Genomic DNA, 15,006 nt, shown 5'->3' on the forward strand with positions numbered 1-15,006 from the left:
AGATTCTTAAAAAAGATAAAATAAGATAGAAAACATATAAAAAGGGAGGTTGTAAAGTGAAGGGAATAGAATGGATTAATGAGAAAATACCTGATTTACTAAAAGAGAACAACCTTTCCTATGAATGGGTAAATAATACGGATGGAATTTGTATTCATGTTAGTCAATATCCATATTTGTTCCAATTGAAATGTGATGAACAATTGGGATGGAATGTTTATTTAGAGATGAAAAATGAAGTTGTGTTAGAATATCCAGAAGCAGATGAATTGTATTGTGAAATACAACGATATATAGAAGACATAAACTTTCATTATTATGATTTAGATGATTTAATTCTTCCGAAAATGGAATTTGAAATGAATTTAATGGATGATATATTAAGACCATATAAAGACCTTATAAAGGAAACAACAAGAGATAAGGTAACATATTCTATCAAATGCTGTGATATAGATGACAAAACGCCATCAATGGAAATTAAGTACTCTATAGCATTGGATATTTGGACAATGAAAATAGAGAATTTCTTTGAAGGAAATAATATGAATGATGATTTGTTTGAATTGTATGATGAAGTAAATAGACATGTACAATCTTTAAATAAAAGAGAAGATTTATTCTTCTTTTGAAAGACAATGCTTTTAGCGTTGTCTTTCTGTTGTTTTACTTTGTTTTTATTACTTCGATATATCGCATCTATACATTCTTCGCAAAACTTGTGTCTTTTTTGTGCCATTCCTATCGTTGAAAAATCTCCGCTAAATTCATTTTTGCATTTTATACAATGTACTTTTTTTAATATTGGTCTCATGGACATTATTATCATCTCTTTTCAAATCCATATATTATAGATTAAATCACCTTTTTTACTACTTAATGATTGAACCTAAGACTTTATGAAACAAAATTAAAATGAATAGAATACATAGATAGAATATAAACAAGGTAACTGAAAGGAGTTTGATTAAAATGAGTGATTATATAACGATAGTAAAAGGGGATTTGTTACAGGCGACGGAAGATATTATTTGCCATCAAGTAAACGCTCAAGGTGTAATGGGAGCAGGATTAGCAACAGAAATAAAAAAACAATACCCAGAGGCATTTGAAAGGTATAGAGAATTATGTTTACGGGAGAACAAAGGGAAGCATTTATTAGGGACTTGTCAAATCGTAAAAAGCAAAGATAAGTACATAGCGAATATATTTGGGCAACATAAATTTGGTAGAAATGGCGTATTCACTGAAATGGTTGCATTAAAAAAAGCTTTTTATTCATTAAAGATTCGGGCTCAAAAACATAATTTATCCGTGGCCATACCTTTCAAATTTGGATGTGGATTAGCAGGGGGAGATTGGAATGAAGTGTTTAAATTGATTGAAGAAACATTTCGTGATTATCCCTTTACAATCTATATCAAAGAAGATTAATTTTTATTGACTATAGTTAATAAAAATGTTATCATAAGGATGTAAAGTTCTTAATGATTCGCACACAAAGTACAGTCATGCTTTGCGTGTGTGTTCTAACGTCAAGTAAATATAATCCTGGGAAAGGTGCCGATATGTATCGGCACTTTTTTTATAGACAATAGGAGTGAAATACAAATGGATATTGTTCAAATTGTAAAAGAAATTGAATCAGAAACAAAAGAAGCATTAGTAGAAAAAATGGTGGGGAAGAAGTTTGCAGATGGAGAGTTTCCAAATGAATTAATGCAACTAACAACAGAGATAATTGTGAATTCAGTTTTGTCTAACCTGTCCACACAAAGTTTTAATCTAAAGCCAATTCGCCAAGGTCATATTTTCTTAATTACAGCTACAGATGAATTTGACAACACAGTTGTTGATGTTATGTACATAACCCGATATGAAAATGAAAATCCTTTAGACTTTGAAATAGAAGATGTGAATGTAGCAGTAAAAGAATACGTGTTTAAAAAAGCAGTAGAGGAAATAGAAGCAGAAAAGAATAAAAATAAAGAATTAAACCAATGACAAACAACTCATTTTATTGACTATAGTTAATATAAAATGTAAAATTTAATTATAGAAAATAGAAATGGGTGATGAGTAATGAAAATTATTTCGGATAAAAATGCCGTTGAGAGACAGGAACTATTGAAACAATTAGAAATGAATGTAGGAACAAGCATTAGGCTTAACGATGTATATAAAGACCTTAATCCTTCATTTGTTACAAATGTTCAAGATATTGTAGAGCATAAGCTTGTAACATACTCGCAAGAAGATATTGATTCAGAACAGTTTTTACATGTCTATGTAAATGATTATAAAAATGAATATGCACTTGTCATTGGACTGGCTATAAACGGTCAAGATTACATTAAAATTATCTATAAGACTGAGAAACGAAAGGAAGAACTTCTTCTTACATCTGTTGATGTAGTCGTTAAAGATATTGCTCTTCAATAGTGTGGTGGATTTCCATCACACTTATTTTGTATAAGTGGGAGGTGTACATACAATGAAAAAGAAATGGATGAAATATATGATGGTTTTCATGTCATTGCTCATGTTATTCGGCATATTTGCGGGAATTGCAATGCAGATAAAGCAGGCATTATAAGAATAAGGGAGATAAATGGTATGGCGAACCTAATAATCGAAATTGTATTGTGGATATTGAAGATAATCTTGGTGTTATCGTTAATAACTTTATGTGGTAATACTTTTGAAAATAAAATTGTAGCAACTGTCGTAGCAATAGCTATTCTTGCATTATCTATAATGCTATTTCATGCTATAGATGGAGATTTAAAAAAAGAGAAAATAATGGAGAATGAACGAATAAAGTATATAAATACTGAAGTTTATAAAAACCCAATGTAAATAGATGAGGGGTCATGACCGTTATAGAAAGTTATTGAACCTATTGAGTTGAATATTTAAAAACAGGAAATTCAAAACCCCTCCGAAACATAAACCTATATGAATTGAAATTCAGTAAAAAGTATATATGCTTATAATATTTTAACTTTTACAATAGAACGGGGATATTTATAACCGTTTTTAACAAAACCATTGAAATGAAAAGGGGGATAGAATGAAAAGACCGTGCAATGATGACATAACACCTGTATTCGATTGGCTTTATATAGGTGGGACAGGAAATATAAGAAAAACAATACCGTTAGTAGATATTTGGTACGATTTTAGATGGGATAGAACACTTCCTAAAAATCTTGTTGTTCCGCATGATATAACAATGCACCATGTTCCTTTCGATGATGGAAACTTGATAGTTGCAGAAAAAGTATGGATTCAATGTTTTGACGAGATTCTTTTATATAAAGAACAAGGAAAAAGAGTTCTTGTATCTTGTTATGAGGGTGTTTCCAGGTCAGCGGTATTGTGTTTATGGTTAGTGTGTCATGAATTAGGGGACTATGAAATGGCCATGAATCATGTGAAGAGTTGCAGGAATATATATCCTCATAAGGAATTTAGACCATTTTTGAAGCGTTTAAAAGAAATGTATCTATCAATTGAAAAATGAAATAAAAAACCACAAAGGACTATGCTTCGTGGTTTTTACTTTTTTAAGTTCATTCTTTTGTAAACTTTGTTTCCTTAATTTTTGTAAGAAGTGTTATCGTATCTTTAATTTCATCGTAGCTCTCCAATAAAATACCATCTCCAAGTTTGGTTCTTAAAACAAATATATTACCTCCTTCTATATCTACACTCATTCTGTCTTTTCCTTTATAAAATTGAAGTGTGCAATCTTTCTCAACCATGTGATTATGTTCACTCATATTAACACCCCTGTATAGAATTTTTAATTTATTACGCTACATGTTTTCGTTCAACTTAAATATCTATTTTGTAAGTATACTTTAAATCTTTATTACTATATACCTAAAAAACTTTTAATTATTAATCGTATCGTGAGTTTCTTCGCTTCTCTTTTCGCTTTACGAATCATTCTTTTAACTCGTTTTATACCAGATTTAATCAAATAAAAGACAACTCCTATAATTAATCCATATACCAAGATTTTTAAATCAAATAAATTGATAAAATCAGTTATTGTATTCCAGTTAATATTCATGTGTTAGTCTCTCCTTATTAATCAATCATTTTGATTACCTGTTTTTTATAATTCAATTATTATATTCAATTTCAAGATTTTTAATTTCGAAAAAAGTTCAAAAATATGTATCTAAAAGGGGATTAATTTGAATGGTAGAGAAGTAAGATAAAACAAAAAGGGGATGATTGAAATGACTCACTATAAAAGAGCTGTTCAGGAGGCGAAGGTTGCATGTCCTTATATAAACCCTAAAGTCAGAAGATTTAATAAATACATGGTTTTTGTATTGGATTCTGGTGCAAGTAGAACAATATCAAATCCACTATATAAAGAACCATCTATTCAAGAGATTGAAGAATTTGAAATAAAGAGAATGGAGTTTATCTATCATTATTTAGGACAAGAGTATCAATGTACAGATTATGCTTACATATATTTAAAAGAAAATAAAATTTTGAAAGACTTCATTGAAAACAAAGTATATAAGTAAACAAGGGCGAGAGATTAGAATCTTGCTCTTGTTTTGTTTGTATCTCGGTATTTAATACTGTTTATTAGAAGCTTCAATCTTAGCTCCTTCTTCCTCTAATTTGTGTAAAAAATCCATCAAATCTGCTTCCCAGCATTTTTTCAATTCCATTAAAAAGAAATGTATTGATAGATGAACAAAAGCAATGGATAACGTTATCATTAATGAGATTTTGATAGTTTCTATATTAATCATTTTGCTTCACTCCTTTTTATTAGTAGATTCCTATATATAGTATGTTATCAATGAATATTATTTACAATAGTTGTTAGGTATTAGATTGTTTTAAAGATTTATCTGTTTTTTTATTATTGACTATAGTTAATAAAATTGTTATTGTTTTTGTAAAGGCATATGTAGAATAAAGGAGATGGTAGATATGCTTGTAAATCCAATTTTTTCAGGAAGCACATTATGTTCTTCATTCGCATATGAATCGCCTATGAAGAAGATGAATAACAAAGACGATGTTCTTAAAAAATTACGAAAAGAAGATTTTTGTATTGATTCTACAAATGATGAGGAAATTAGATTTTCTTGTAAAGAATATAAATTCTCACTTTCTATGAAGAGTAATCAAATAAAAGTTCTTACCACTGCTAATAGCGAATTTGAAAAGTGTTTAATCAATTTCTTAGAGGATACACTCCGAAAATTGTTTCGGAATGAAAAAATATATATATGAATCGAAAGGAGATGAAAAAGATGGAGAACAAAAAATATCAGATTAAAGAGCCAGTATATACAATAGGGAACAAAGAAATGTGGGAAAAAGAAGGGCCAGTTCACGCATGTAGATTATGTGGTAGATATTTTGATAAAGATGAGCAATATTACCGAATTAACAATCCTGTGTTAGGTGGCTATTTTCTTGTTCATTACGATGAGTGGAATGATTTTGTGAGTGATTGCAAAAAGGAAGAAGATGTAGCCATAAAATTATTATACAAAAAGAAACCAAGAACGAGTAATACCACAAAGCCAAACGTAGAATTAGCAGATAAGATGAAGAAAATACTTGAGAGACGAGGGTTTTATATCGTTAGTGATACACGTAATAAAATCACGTTTAGGCTACATAAGCGAAAGAGAGTATTAGGAACATTTGTTTACGATAAGAGATATATTCGTATTACAAACAAAAGTGACAATATGAATGGTATGCTATCCAGACATTTATTTGTTCAAAGTTTGATGAATGAATTATTGGGAACAGATGAAGATTTTGTGAAGGATGTGAATAACAAAGTTAAAGAGATATTTGGTTAAAGGGGTATTATAAATGATTAAATTCAATTATTTCGATGAAGAGAGTAATAGAATGGTTTCTTGGAGTGAGTTATGTTCCAATGAGAATTTTGAAATTAGAGCATTCGAAGATGGATTGTTTTTATTTGACATGAGTCGAAGAGATGAGTGTGGATACGAATATGAAATGAAAGGGACATTCTATTTGTTTTCAGGTAAAAAAGACATGCATAATCGAGAGATTTATGATGGACATCTTATGTATGTTAAAGGGCATTCTGTTCCGTTTATTGTAACGCTACAAGAGGGCTCATTTATGTTAGAAGCAAAGGATAACACACTAAGTATGGCACTTAGTCTTTATCAATCAGATGAAATTGAGATTGTAGGGGATATTTATCAACTTGTGTAGTGATGGGATGGTGAAAGTTATGTTCATAACTACTAAATGGAATAAAATCTTTAATAAATTCAATGCTTGGTCAGAAGATGGAAAGTTCTATAAGAAGCAGGGACTATTTGGTTTTATAAGAGAAATTTCAAAAGAAGAATTTCATAAACTTTTACTCGATAATAAAGTTACACATTTGTCATTCAGCAAGTCTAATCAAAGTATTGGTATTAGTGAATTAATAGATTTATATGGAAGATTGAGAGAACAAAACAAATCACTATATAAAGAGCGTGTGATTGTTCAAACAACACAAGAGAAGCAAGAAAACATCATAGTGGATGGAATCCAAAAAGCTTCTTTCACTGCTACATATCGGATGTACACGGAATTAGGTAAGCTGATGGACACGATTACATTAGAAGTAACTGAAATGACAGGGAAGATGGTTGAGATGGGGGTTTATCTGCCTGAAGTATATCGTTGTGCGTATCAATTATCAAGAAATGGAATTCTCGCAACAGAATCAGACGAAGATGAGTTCTTTGACACACTAAAATCCTTGAAAATCTTAAATGAAAGTGAAGTGTAAATAGAAATGCAGACTAAAAAAGAACTAATACAAGAATTTAAAGAAGGGAAAATGAACAAAGAGTCTTTTGGGTATAATGCACTAAGTTATACAGGGGTTGGGATTGTTGTTTGTAAAGTTGTATATGGCATAAATGATTCTGTGTTTGGTTATGAGTTTGTGAATGGGGAGTATGTATTTTTCTTATTACGATTGTATTCAAATGATAGTGGATATTATTTCAATTGTAAAGGTCAAAGACAATACTTGGATAATTTCATAAGGAACTATTAATAAAAAATGATAGCGATAATGCTATCATTTTTTTATTTCCTTTAGAATCCTTGCAGTAAAGTGTATTTTTAAAATTATGCGGTTATAGAACATTGTTTTTATTTACTATAGTAAATAAAAAAGTTACAATGTAACTAAGTTACAAGTTAATAATAAAAAATATGGAAAGGGCGTGTTGATATGAAAGAACAAACAAAAGTAATGAGATTGGATACGAAAGAACAAGGATTAATTGAACTGTTAAGGAAGGAAGGTGTGGAGCCATTAACGAGGCTACTTGAAATGGCACTGAATAATCCAGACACGTATAATGACGAACGGATGAAAAATGAGGAATATGTAAAAACGTTACGTAATGGAAAGTGGATTCGTTCTATATTAGAAAATGAAACATTTTTATTGAAAGATTTAGAAAGTTGTGATTATCTCTCATCTGTACAAATAGAAAAATTTAAAAAGGCGATTCAAGAAAATAAAAATATAGTAATTACAGGAACTACTGGAGCGGGAAAGACTGTATTATTAAATGCTTTACTTAAGTATCAATTAGAGAGATTCCCAGAACGAAAGTCAGTGGTAATAGAAAATTATCCTGAAATTTCGCCAAATATTGATTTTGAGAATAAGAATCTTCTTATTCGAGATGACGGAGATTTTAGTATGAGGAGTTTACGATTCTTGCAAGATTCTAATGAGCCATCCAGATTAATTGTTGGTGAATTAATGGCTGATGAGGATTTTCTTGCAGTAACATCGGGTTTACAAGGCGGTAGTTCAATTCTGACAACATCTGCGAGGAATTTTGGGTTGCGTATGTTAAATCGTCTAAGGGCTATGCCTAATACAGAAAAGCAAATTGAGATGCTTTATGAAGTGAATTTCCTGATAATTGATATTTCAATTGGTTTGGATGGTCAAAGGATTGTTGAAATTAAAAAGGAGTGTATTAAACATGAATAAATTAAGAGAAATAGCAAGAGAAGCTAAGATGGATAGTGTTTTACGAAGTAACAAGAAATCTACAGAAAAGGACTTATTAAATTGTAAAAGGAAGTGGGAAGGCGATGAATTGAAAGATTCCTTAGAGATGACTGCTTATGAAAAAGCAAAAGAAGAATATGGGCTCTTCCAAGAAGAGTTAGCAAGAATGTACGAAAGAGAAAATCATTTATTAGAAAAGATGCAAAGCCTTTGTCCTCATAAAGAAACACATCCAATACATGACCCATTTGATACGGAAGAAATTCAGAAAGAGAAATGTTTTGAATGCGGAAAAATTATAAGTAATTAAAACGAAAAAAAATACATTGCATTTAAATGCAATGTATTTTTTTACTATAGTCAATAAATAATTATTGATTTTAACTATAGTTAGCTGTAAAATAAATTTGTTGACAATAGTCAATGTGAAAGAACTTTACAAAGGGTGATTACTTATTATGGCGACAAAAAAAGAAACACAAAGGATGCTTAATCTATTAGGACGTAACAATTTTGTAGTATTGGATATTGAAACAACTGCATTATCTCCAATGAAGGGTGGACGCATTACAGAAATTGGTGCTGTAAAATACGTTGACGGTAAATTGGTAGATACATATAGTCAATTGATTAATCCTGAAATGAAAATCCCTGCAAATATCACAAAATTAACAGGGATTACAAATGATATGGTTCAGGGAAAACCAGTCTACGGTCAGGTGTTACCCATTTTTCAACAATTTATTGATGGTTTTTTAGTTGTAGCTCATAATGCGAAGTTTGATTGGAATAGATTCTTATTATTTTATTTTGAAAAAGTAGGTGTCCATCCGAAAAATGAGGTATTGGATAGCGTTGCAGTATTTAAACATTTTTGTCCTACCAAAGGAAAATATAAGCTTGATGATTTTTGTACAACGTTTGGCTATCTAAATAAGAATCGTCATAGAGCATACGAGGATGCAGAAGCGACTGGCTATTGTTTATTAGAACTCAAACGAAGATTTGCAAGTGAAATACCAGTAGTAAAAGAAGAACCAGTTCCAGTTCAGCCTGTTCAAAAGGTTTCGCAACCTGAAATTTTCGTAAAGCGAGTGAAATATTGGGAGAAGAAAGTTTCCAGTACAAAACTAATGAAACGACAGTATGTAAATATCAATGACAAGAAGAATTATGGAACAGTTTATTTTGATATCCCTACGCAGACTTGGTACAACAACAATTATCCTGGTGAAGTGGATTTTTCAATCGTGAATGAAAAAGTATTACAATTCTTAAATTTAAATTCAACAATTGAATTGTGTTCTTTTAAAAACTAATAGCTAATGGTTCTTTTCATAGTGAATGAACGATTTATAAAGACAAGGAGGAAGTATTTTATGAAACGAGGCAGTTGTTATGGAGAGCAAGTAGATGCTTTTGATTTAGTAGTTTCTAACGAAAGTGACTTTCATTTAACTCGAAACAAAGTATATGTAGTAAAAGAATGTGTAGGTGGCGACTTAATTCAGGTTGAAAATGATTTGGGTGAGCTTGAAACTTACACTACAGAATATTTCGATTTCTATGAAGGTCAAACAATAGATAATTTTTGAATACAAACAATTTAATCGTTAAGGGGGTGTAGAAAGTGGAATTAACAGTTTTGAATGGTGGTTTAAAAGAAAACAGATTGAGATTAGTTCCGAAAAGAATTCGTATTAAAAAAGCTCCAGTAGAACACATATGGTATCACAAGTATATTGGAGAAGAGTTTGATGTAGTGGATATTGACACGTATGGAAATGTGCGTATTTATACAAATATTGAATTAGAGCATTCGGGTTGGTTGCCATTAAGTGATTGCACTATTTTAAAAGAGGGATAATTATTATTTTGTATAGTAAATGGAATGTGTTATAATTTACTATAGTCAATAAAGAAGAAGGTGAACACATGATTTTTGAAGCGAAGAAAAATGATATACGTAAAGCTTTTGGAATGATAGAAAAAATGTTGACCTCTAAGGAATCGAAAGATGAAGAGTACGGTACTTTTACAATGATTGCTGAAAAAGAAAAAGTCGTCTTTGTGGGAGATAGCGAAGATTTTCCTGTTATGACCTTTGTAAGCAATGCCAATGTCATAACAGCAGGGGAAATCACAGTTTCATTGGAAGAAATCACAAGCGTTTTTAAGGCTTCATTTAAGAAAAATGTACTACTAACGCTTGAATCTGAAGAGGAATTTCTGAAAATTGATGATGGATTTTATGAGCCTCAAAGAATTCAACGTGTCAATGAGTATGAAAAGAGTGGTTTTTCGATTTCGAGTAATAAATTATTTTCTATAAATAAAGAGGTTTTACATAACAGTATTTACGAATGTGCAGTTGCTGTTAAAAAGACTTATTTAAAAGGAACGAGTTACTTACAAGTAAATGTTGACAATTCAATTGAGTTTTGTGCTACAAGTTTACATCAAGTCATTCAAAAAACTGTAAGTGCAAATATTGATAATAAATCTCTTTTTTACATTGAAAAAGAGGTAGTGGCTCGTATGATTCGTCTGTTAAAAGAAGATAAGTCAAAAGAGCTTGAATGCTTTTTATCCGACAATGAAATCCACATTTCAACAACTATGATGCAGTTCAAAGTACCTATTGAAATAGCCATCGCTTTTCCAAGAGTTAAAGAGATTTTGACATTAATTACTTCGAAAGATATATATCCTATGTGTAAGAAAGATGTCATGTCCCGAATGGGAGATATTGATGCTTATTACAAGGAGAAAGGGATTAAAGATACAAAAGATACACATCTTCTAATTACATTAAATGAGCCATTTGAAATCGTTCCTGATGCACCTAAGGAAGAGGACGAATTTTGCGAGGGTTTAATACCTAAAATAAGAACTATATTTCTTGGTGAGTCGATGATGAATGAATCTGAAAAGAGTGTAGAAGACGAACAACATATAGACGTGGATTCAGAAACTCCTTCGAAAATGCAATTAACAGAAGAAAAAGTAAATGCATTACTTCCTGGAAATATCGGAATCTTTCATTCCGAAGAAGTGGTCTTTGTCAATAATTGCACAATCCTAAAGTATGGTCTTTTTAAAAGTATTGTCAAAGGGATTAAAGAAGAAGATTTATCAATTTATAATACGGGCTCAATTGGTTGTGTAAAAGAACCTCTAATTATTGAATATCAGAATGAACAAAATGGTCATTATCAATCACTGATTATGCCAGTTGTGAAACGTTAGCAAGGAGGTTGTTTATGGAAACCAGAGAAGAACGAGGTATAAAGAAAGTGAAGGAACAGAAGAAGAAAAAGACCTCTAAAAAAAGAAAGGTCTTGAAATTCTTCTTAGGCACAAGTTTAGTATCGCTTATTGGTGCAAGTGGTGTTTTCGGGTATGGCTATTATAAGTATGGAGATGAAATTGCTAAGTCTATCACAAAAGGGTATGACAAAGTAAGTAAAATTAATGCTTCGACATTTAATAGTAAAAAATCAACACAGATTCTCGATAAAGATGGGAATATATTGAAAGAACTAAAAGCACAAGAATTTTCATATGTTTCTTCTAAAGATATGAGTCCATTTATTGAGAAAGCATTTGTTTCCATTGAGGATGAGCGTTTCTATGACCATAGAGGGATTGATTTTAAAGGTTTACTACGTTCTGTATATACGTTTGTTAAAAGTGGTGGAGGAACCGTACAAGGTGGCTCTACGATTACACAACAGTTAACAAAGAATGTCTTTTTAACAATGGATAGGACGATGTGGCGAAAAATCGAAGAGATGGTAATTGCACAAGAATTAGAAGAAAAATACTCTAAAAAAGAGATTATGGAATTCTATGTAAATAACATTTATTTCGGTCATGGTAAATATGGAATTGAAACAGCTTCACAATACTATTTTAGTAAGTCAGCTAAAGATTTGAAGCTTTCAGAAGTAGCGATGCTCTCAGGTGTTCCAAATAACCCAAGTATTTATGACCCTGTAAAAAATCCTGAAAAAGCGAAGAAAAGACGAAATATCATTTTATTTAAAATGAAAGAACTTGGCTATATAGGTGAAAAAGAGTATAAGGAAGCTGTGGCTGAAGAATTAGGGTTAAATGTAAATCCGAATACAATTAATAATCAGATTGAAGGAAGTGCCCTTACGTATGCCATTGATAACGCTGTAAAAGTGTTGATGGAAGAGGATGGTTTTAATTTCCGTTATCAATTCAAAGATGATGCAGACAGAAAAGCATATTTTGAGAAGTACCAAGAAAAATATGATGAAATGCGTCAGAAAATTGTAATGGGTGGATTTAAAATTGAAACATCTATTGACCCTAAAAAACAAGAAGAACTTCAAAATGTTGTAGATGCTGAAATGAAGAAGTTCAGAGAAAAAGACCCGAATTCTGGGATTTATAAAAAACAATCAGCAGTAACAACAATAGATAATACAACTGGAGAAGTTGTTGCAATTGTTGGTGGTAGAACACAAGAAGGAAATAACTTCAATAGAGCATATTTAGGAGCCAGACAGCCAGGTTCTACAATGAAACCTTTAGTTGCATATACTCCTGCCTTTGAAAGAGGTTATTCACCAGATAGTGTGCTTGAGGATAGTGAAGTTCCCAAGGGACCAAGAAACTGGTACAGAGGATATAGAGGGGCAGTGACTGTTAGACATGCCTTAGAAAGCTCTATTAATACGATACCATTTAAATTAGCATCTGAATTTGGTGGTAATACAATAACGCAGTATCTTACTAATATGGAATTTAAATATTTAACACCACAAGATAACAACCCAATTATTGCAGTGGGTGGTTTGACAAGAGGGGCTACAACAGTAGAAATGGCTTCTGGATATTCTACAATTGCAAGAAGTGGTCAATTCATTCGTCCAACAAATGTTAGAAAGATTACATTCTTATCTACAAATGACGTGATTTATGAAAATGACAAAAAAACAGTAAAAGTATATGACAAAGGTGCTTCTTATTTAATGACAGATACTATGCGTTCTGTACTTCATGGAGACCAAGGTACAGGTAAACAAGCTAATATGAGTAATTATCCGTTTGCGGTTGGTAAAACGGGTACAACTGATAGCAATAAAGATTCTTGGTTTGTAGGATATACACCTTATTATACAACCGCTGTGTATACGGGTGATGATACACCGCAAGAACAATCAAACTCTATTAGTATTACAACAATGGATATTTGGAGAAAGTTCATGGAACAAATTCATGAAGGTTTAGAAGTCAAAGACTTTGAAAAACCAGATACTGTTTTCGTACAAGATGGTAAATTGGTTAATAGCTTATATACTGTGAAGCAAAAACAAAATGTGCGTGAACGTAATGAGTCAAAACGAATTCGAAAAGAAACAAATGCTCAACAAGAACGTTTAGATGCTGAAGACTATCGTATTATTCATGGACTAACGAAATCTGAAGAGTTAGAACGAGAGCGATACATGAAAGAGTTAATCACTCAAATTAATGATTTCTCAGCTACAGAACCTTCTCAATATGATGCGGTTAAAACATTAGAAGAAGATGGTTGGAAACGATTGGACAGAGTGAAACACAAATCAGCATACGATGACTTAAAAGTAGAATTCAATAAATCGTTACGTAAAGTGGCACGAGATAAAGCTAATTTAGAAGAGAAAATCAGACAAGAAAAATTAGCTGAAGAAAGAAGGAAACAAGAAGAAGAAAGAAAACGTTTGGAAGAGGAACGAAGATTGAAAGAGGTTGAAGAAGCGAAGAAGATGGCAGAGCAAAAAAGAATTGAAGATGCAAAGAAAAAAGAAATTGAAGCATCTCAAAAAGAAAAAGAAGCAAATAAAGCGAAACAAAATGTGAGTCAACCAACACCAAATACGGTGAATGAAAATCCAATAGTTCCGCAAGATGGCCAAGAGGTAAATACATCACAAGACCAAGCTCAATCTCAAACTGAAGTGCAACCTACTCTTCCGAAAGTAGAAGAACAACCTTTGCAGTCAAATACGCAAAGTGAATAAACCAAGAGGAGCAGGTAATAAAGAATACTACCTGCTCCTCTTTTTATAGAAATATAATGTCCGTTAGATACTTTTGAAATCTCGACAATATAAATTAGATAGAAAATAAACAGTAAGGAGATGGAGTATTTTGAGTAATTTATTTGATTTAAAAAACAAAAAGGTTTTATTTGGAATGATTGGTGTAGTTGTATTGCTAATTGGTGCAATTATTGGTGGTGTGATGTTTTTATTTAAGGAAAAACCAGTAGATTTGAAAGAGGTATCTTTTGATAATTTAATAAAAGTAGAATATCAAGTAATAAATAAAGAGTTCTCAAAAAATGATGTTAAACTCGTAATTGGCTCAACTAAATTGAAAGATGAAGATATGAAAGACCTTACTGATAAAGTACAAGATTTAACACATAAAAACGTAGAGCTTTTCTTCTTTGATAATAAAGAAAAAAGAGATGTACCAAAAGAGTTTTATGTAGATGGTTTAAAGAATAAAACAATTGCTACTGAAAAGCATCTTGAATTCTTAGTGTTTAACAGTATTCCTACAGTGGATAAAAACATGAACGCAACAAAAGATTGGAAGATTAGTAAGGCTGATATGAAAGATGGGCTTCTCTACGTAAACACTTCTATCAAAGGCAATAAAAAACAAGAAGACATCGTAGCTCAACTAAAAGGTCTTCAAGATATGGTTCAAAAATTAAATGCTGATAAAAATGTAAAAGATGTAGAGTTTACGGTTAATGCAGGAATTTCTAATACATATAAGTACAATACAAAATTTAGTACAGTATTAGCAACAGCAACGCAATACAATTATAAAACTGAAAAATAAGGAAGAGGGCAGATATTATCTGTCCTTTTTCACATATTTGGTCAGATAAAAAAGGT

At 31.2% G+C, this 15,006-nt stretch carries 23 protein-coding genes; 20 read left to right on the forward strand and 3 right to left on the reverse strand.

The window, feature by feature from the left end; genetic code table 11:
• The first annotated feature begins 56 nt into the window (after window positions 1–56).
• The 6 genes from V7S50_RS09940 (at window position 57) to V7S50_RS09965 (ending at window position 3,526) form a co-directional block, all read left to right on the forward strand.
• Complete coding sequence (locus tag V7S50_RS09940) at window positions 57–632, forward strand: hypothetical protein (RefSeq protein WP_086877466.1); 576 nt, start codon at window positions 57–59, stop codon at window positions 630–632.
• Window positions 633–972: 340 nt separating this feature from the next.
• Window positions 973–1,434 (forward strand): macro domain-containing protein, encoded by a 462-nt coding sequence (locus V7S50_RS09945; protein WP_336376134.1) that lies wholly within the window; start codon window positions 973–975, stop codon window positions 1,432–1,434.
• A gap of 177 nt (window positions 1,435–1,611) precedes the next feature.
• Window positions 1,612–2,004: a hypothetical protein gene (locus V7S50_RS09950; protein WP_319788569.1), complete on the forward strand. Its 393-nt coding sequence runs from the start codon at window positions 1,612–1,614 to the stop codon at window positions 2,002–2,004.
• A gap of 78 nt (window positions 2,005–2,082) precedes the next feature.
• Window positions 2,083–2,442, forward strand: a complete 360-nt coding sequence (locus V7S50_RS09955) for a hypothetical protein (RefSeq protein ID WP_336376133.1) — start codon at window positions 2,083–2,085, stop codon at window positions 2,440–2,442.
• A gap of 174 nt (window positions 2,443–2,616) precedes the next feature.
• A complete protein-coding gene (locus V7S50_RS09960) occupies window positions 2,617–2,859 on the forward strand; it encodes a hypothetical protein (protein ID WP_336584249.1) in 243 nt (80 codons plus the stop codon).
• A 214-nt stretch (window positions 2,860–3,073) separates the two neighbouring features.
• Window positions 3,074–3,526: a dual specificity protein phosphatase family protein gene (locus V7S50_RS09965; protein WP_336376131.1), complete on the forward strand. Its 453-nt coding sequence runs from the start codon at window positions 3,074–3,076 to the stop codon at window positions 3,524–3,526.
• A 49-nt stretch (window positions 3,527–3,575) separates the two neighbouring features.
• Here the strand turns inward: V7S50_RS09965 and V7S50_RS09970 are convergent, their stop codons facing one another.
• Both V7S50_RS09970 and V7S50_RS09975 read right to left on the reverse strand, forming a co-directional pair.
• A complete protein-coding gene (locus tag V7S50_RS09970) occupies window positions 3,576–3,785 on the reverse strand; it encodes a hypothetical protein (RefSeq protein WP_336376130.1) in 210 nt (69 codons plus the stop codon).
• 95 nt (window positions 3,786–3,880) lie between these two features.
• A complete protein-coding gene (locus V7S50_RS09975; RefSeq protein ID WP_001024902.1) occupies window positions 3,881–4,081 on the reverse strand; it encodes a hypothetical protein in 201 nt (66 codons plus the stop codon).
• A gap of 172 nt (window positions 4,082–4,253) precedes the next feature.
• Here V7S50_RS09975 and V7S50_RS09980 point away from each other — a divergent pair, with 172 nt between their 5' ends.
• The gene (locus V7S50_RS09980; RefSeq protein WP_336376129.1) at window positions 4,254–4,553 is read left to right on the forward strand and encodes a hypothetical protein; all 300 of its coding nucleotides are present in this window, start codon (window positions 4,254–4,256) and stop codon (window positions 4,551–4,553) included.
• A gap of 51 nt (window positions 4,554–4,604) precedes the next feature.
• On the opposite strand, the gene V7S50_RS09985 is transcribed toward V7S50_RS09980, so the two are convergent.
• Window positions 4,605–4,787, reverse strand: a complete 183-nt coding sequence (locus V7S50_RS09985; RefSeq protein ID WP_000608114.1) for a hypothetical protein — start codon at window positions 4,785–4,787, stop codon at window positions 4,605–4,607.
• 184 nt (window positions 4,788–4,971) lie between these two features.
• Here V7S50_RS09985 and V7S50_RS09990 point away from each other — a divergent pair, with 184 nt between their 5' ends.
• From V7S50_RS09990 to V7S50_RS10050, 13 genes are all read left to right on the forward strand, one after another.
• Window positions 4,972–5,277: a hypothetical protein gene (locus V7S50_RS09990; protein WP_336376128.1), complete on the forward strand. Its 306-nt coding sequence runs from the start codon at window positions 4,972–4,974 to the stop codon at window positions 5,275–5,277.
• A gap of 20 nt (window positions 5,278–5,297) precedes the next feature.
• On the forward strand, window positions 5,298–5,861 hold the full coding sequence (locus tag V7S50_RS09995; protein ID WP_336376127.1) for a hypothetical protein: 564 nt from the start codon (window positions 5,298–5,300) through the stop codon (window positions 5,859–5,861).
• A 13-nt stretch (window positions 5,862–5,874) separates the two neighbouring features.
• A complete protein-coding gene (locus V7S50_RS10000) occupies window positions 5,875–6,252 on the forward strand; it encodes a YopX family protein (protein ID WP_336376126.1) in 378 nt (125 codons plus the stop codon).
• A gap of 19 nt (window positions 6,253–6,271) precedes the next feature.
• The gene (locus V7S50_RS10005) at window positions 6,272–6,823 is read left to right on the forward strand and encodes a hypothetical protein (RefSeq protein WP_336376125.1); all 552 of its coding nucleotides are present in this window, start codon (window positions 6,272–6,274) and stop codon (window positions 6,821–6,823) included.
• Between the two features lie 6 nt (window positions 6,824–6,829).
• Window positions 6,830–7,096 carry a hypothetical protein gene (locus V7S50_RS10010; RefSeq protein WP_336376124.1) on the forward strand — a complete coding sequence of 89 codons (267 nt, stop codon included), beginning with the start codon at window positions 6,830–6,832 and terminating at the stop codon, window positions 7,094–7,096.
• A gap of 180 nt (window positions 7,097–7,276) precedes the next feature.
• Complete coding sequence (locus tag V7S50_RS10015) at window positions 7,277–8,056, forward strand: ATPase, T2SS/T4P/T4SS family (protein ID WP_333728789.1); 780 nt, start codon at window positions 7,277–7,279, stop codon at window positions 8,054–8,056.
• The gene (locus V7S50_RS10020) at window positions 8,049–8,387 is read left to right on the forward strand and encodes a hypothetical protein (protein ID WP_336376123.1); all 339 of its coding nucleotides are present in this window, start codon (window positions 8,049–8,051) and stop codon (window positions 8,385–8,387) included. Before V7S50_RS10015 ends, V7S50_RS10020 begins: the two co-directional genes overlap by 8 nt.
• Window positions 8,388–8,535: 148 nt before the next feature.
• A complete protein-coding gene (locus V7S50_RS10025) occupies window positions 8,536–9,396 on the forward strand; it encodes a 3'-5' exonuclease (RefSeq protein ID WP_336376122.1) in 861 nt (286 codons plus the stop codon).
• A gap of 60 nt (window positions 9,397–9,456) precedes the next feature.
• Window positions 9,457–9,672, forward strand: a complete 216-nt coding sequence (locus V7S50_RS10030; RefSeq protein ID WP_336376121.1) for a hypothetical protein — start codon at window positions 9,457–9,459, stop codon at window positions 9,670–9,672.
• A gap of 35 nt (window positions 9,673–9,707) precedes the next feature.
• Window positions 9,708–9,944: a hypothetical protein gene (locus tag V7S50_RS10035; RefSeq protein ID WP_000424194.1), complete on the forward strand. Its 237-nt coding sequence runs from the start codon at window positions 9,708–9,710 to the stop codon at window positions 9,942–9,944.
• Between the two features lie 68 nt (window positions 9,945–10,012).
• Window positions 10,013–11,326 (forward strand): hypothetical protein, encoded by a 1,314-nt coding sequence (locus V7S50_RS10040; protein WP_336376120.1) that lies wholly within the window; start codon window positions 10,013–10,015, stop codon window positions 11,324–11,326.
• A 14-nt stretch (window positions 11,327–11,340) separates the two neighbouring features.
• Window positions 11,341–14,115 carry a transglycosylase domain-containing protein gene (locus tag V7S50_RS10045; RefSeq protein ID WP_336376119.1) on the forward strand — a complete coding sequence of 925 codons (2,775 nt, stop codon included), beginning with the start codon at window positions 11,341–11,343 and terminating at the stop codon, window positions 14,113–14,115.
• A 130-nt stretch (window positions 14,116–14,245) separates the two neighbouring features.
• A complete protein-coding gene (locus V7S50_RS10050; protein WP_061662636.1) occupies window positions 14,246–14,950 on the forward strand; it encodes a hypothetical protein in 705 nt (234 codons plus the stop codon).
• The last annotated feature ends 56 nt before the right edge of the window (window positions 14,951–15,006 follow it).

The sequence above is a fragment of the Bacillus sp. CCNWLW194 genome (assembly GCF_037120585.1).
In the GTDB taxonomy this organism is placed as follows: domain Bacteria; phylum Bacillota; class Bacilli; order Bacillales; family Bacillaceae_G; genus Bacillus_A; species Bacillus_A basilensis.

Bases quoted from the DNA above. Each gene is read 5' to 3' on its own strand.
- V7S50_RS10030 (WP_336376121.1), top strand. From the start codon at position 9,457: ATGAAACGAGGCAGTTGTTATGGAGAGCAAGTAGATGCTTTTGATTTA.
- V7S50_RS10000 (WP_336376126.1), top strand. From the start codon at position 5,875: ATGATTAAATTCAATTATTTCGATGAAGAGAGTAATAGAATGGTTTCT.
- V7S50_RS09955 (WP_336376133.1), top strand. From the start codon at position 2,083: ATGAAAATTATTTCGGATAAAAATGCCGTTGAGAGACAGGAACTATTG.
- V7S50_RS09950 (WP_319788569.1), top strand. From the start codon at position 1,612: ATGGATATTGTTCAAATTGTAAAAGAAATTGAATCAGAAACAAAAGAA.
- V7S50_RS10040 (WP_336376120.1), top strand. From the start codon at position 10,013: ATGATTTTTGAAGCGAAGAAAAATGATATACGTAAAGCTTTTGGAATG.
- V7S50_RS09945 (WP_336376134.1), top strand. From the start codon at position 973: ATGAGTGATTATATAACGATAGTAAAAGGGGATTTGTTACAGGCGACG.
- V7S50_RS10045 (WP_336376119.1), top strand. From the start codon at position 11,341: ATGGAAACCAGAGAAGAACGAGGTATAAAGAAAGTGAAGGAACAGAAG.
- V7S50_RS10010 (WP_336376124.1), top strand. From the start codon at position 6,830: ATGCAGACTAAAAAAGAACTAATACAAGAATTTAAAGAAGGGAAAATG.
- V7S50_RS10015 (WP_333728789.1), top strand. From the start codon at position 7,277: ATGAAAGAACAAACAAAAGTAATGAGATTGGATACGAAAGAACAAGGA.
- V7S50_RS09965 (WP_336376131.1), top strand. From the start codon at position 3,074: ATGAAAAGACCGTGCAATGATGACATAACACCTGTATTCGATTGGCTT.
- V7S50_RS09990 (WP_336376128.1), top strand. From the start codon at position 4,972: ATGCTTGTAAATCCAATTTTTTCAGGAAGCACATTATGTTCTTCATTC.
- V7S50_RS09970 (WP_336376130.1), bottom strand. From the start codon at position 3,785: ATGAGTGAACATAATCACATGGTTGAGAAAGATTGCACACTTCAATTT.
- V7S50_RS10025 (WP_336376122.1), top strand. From the start codon at position 8,536: ATGGCGACAAAAAAAGAAACACAAAGGATGCTTAATCTATTAGGACGT.
- V7S50_RS09960 (WP_336584249.1), top strand. From the start codon at position 2,617: ATGGCGAACCTAATAATCGAAATTGTATTGTGGATATTGAAGATAATC.
- V7S50_RS09985 (WP_000608114.1), bottom strand. From the start codon at position 4,787: ATGATTAATATAGAAACTATCAAAATCTCATTAATGATAACGTTATCC.
- V7S50_RS09980 (WP_336376129.1), top strand. From the start codon at position 4,254: ATGACTCACTATAAAAGAGCTGTTCAGGAGGCGAAGGTTGCATGTCCT.
- V7S50_RS10005 (WP_336376125.1), top strand. From the start codon at position 6,272: ATGTTCATAACTACTAAATGGAATAAAATCTTTAATAAATTCAATGCT.
- V7S50_RS09975 (WP_001024902.1), bottom strand. From the start codon at position 4,081: ATGAATATTAACTGGAATACAATAACTGATTTTATCAATTTATTTGAT.
- V7S50_RS09995 (WP_336376127.1), top strand. From the start codon at position 5,298: ATGGAGAACAAAAAATATCAGATTAAAGAGCCAGTATATACAATAGGG.
- V7S50_RS10020 (WP_336376123.1), top strand. From the start codon at position 8,049: ATGAATAAATTAAGAGAAATAGCAAGAGAAGCTAAGATGGATAGTGTT.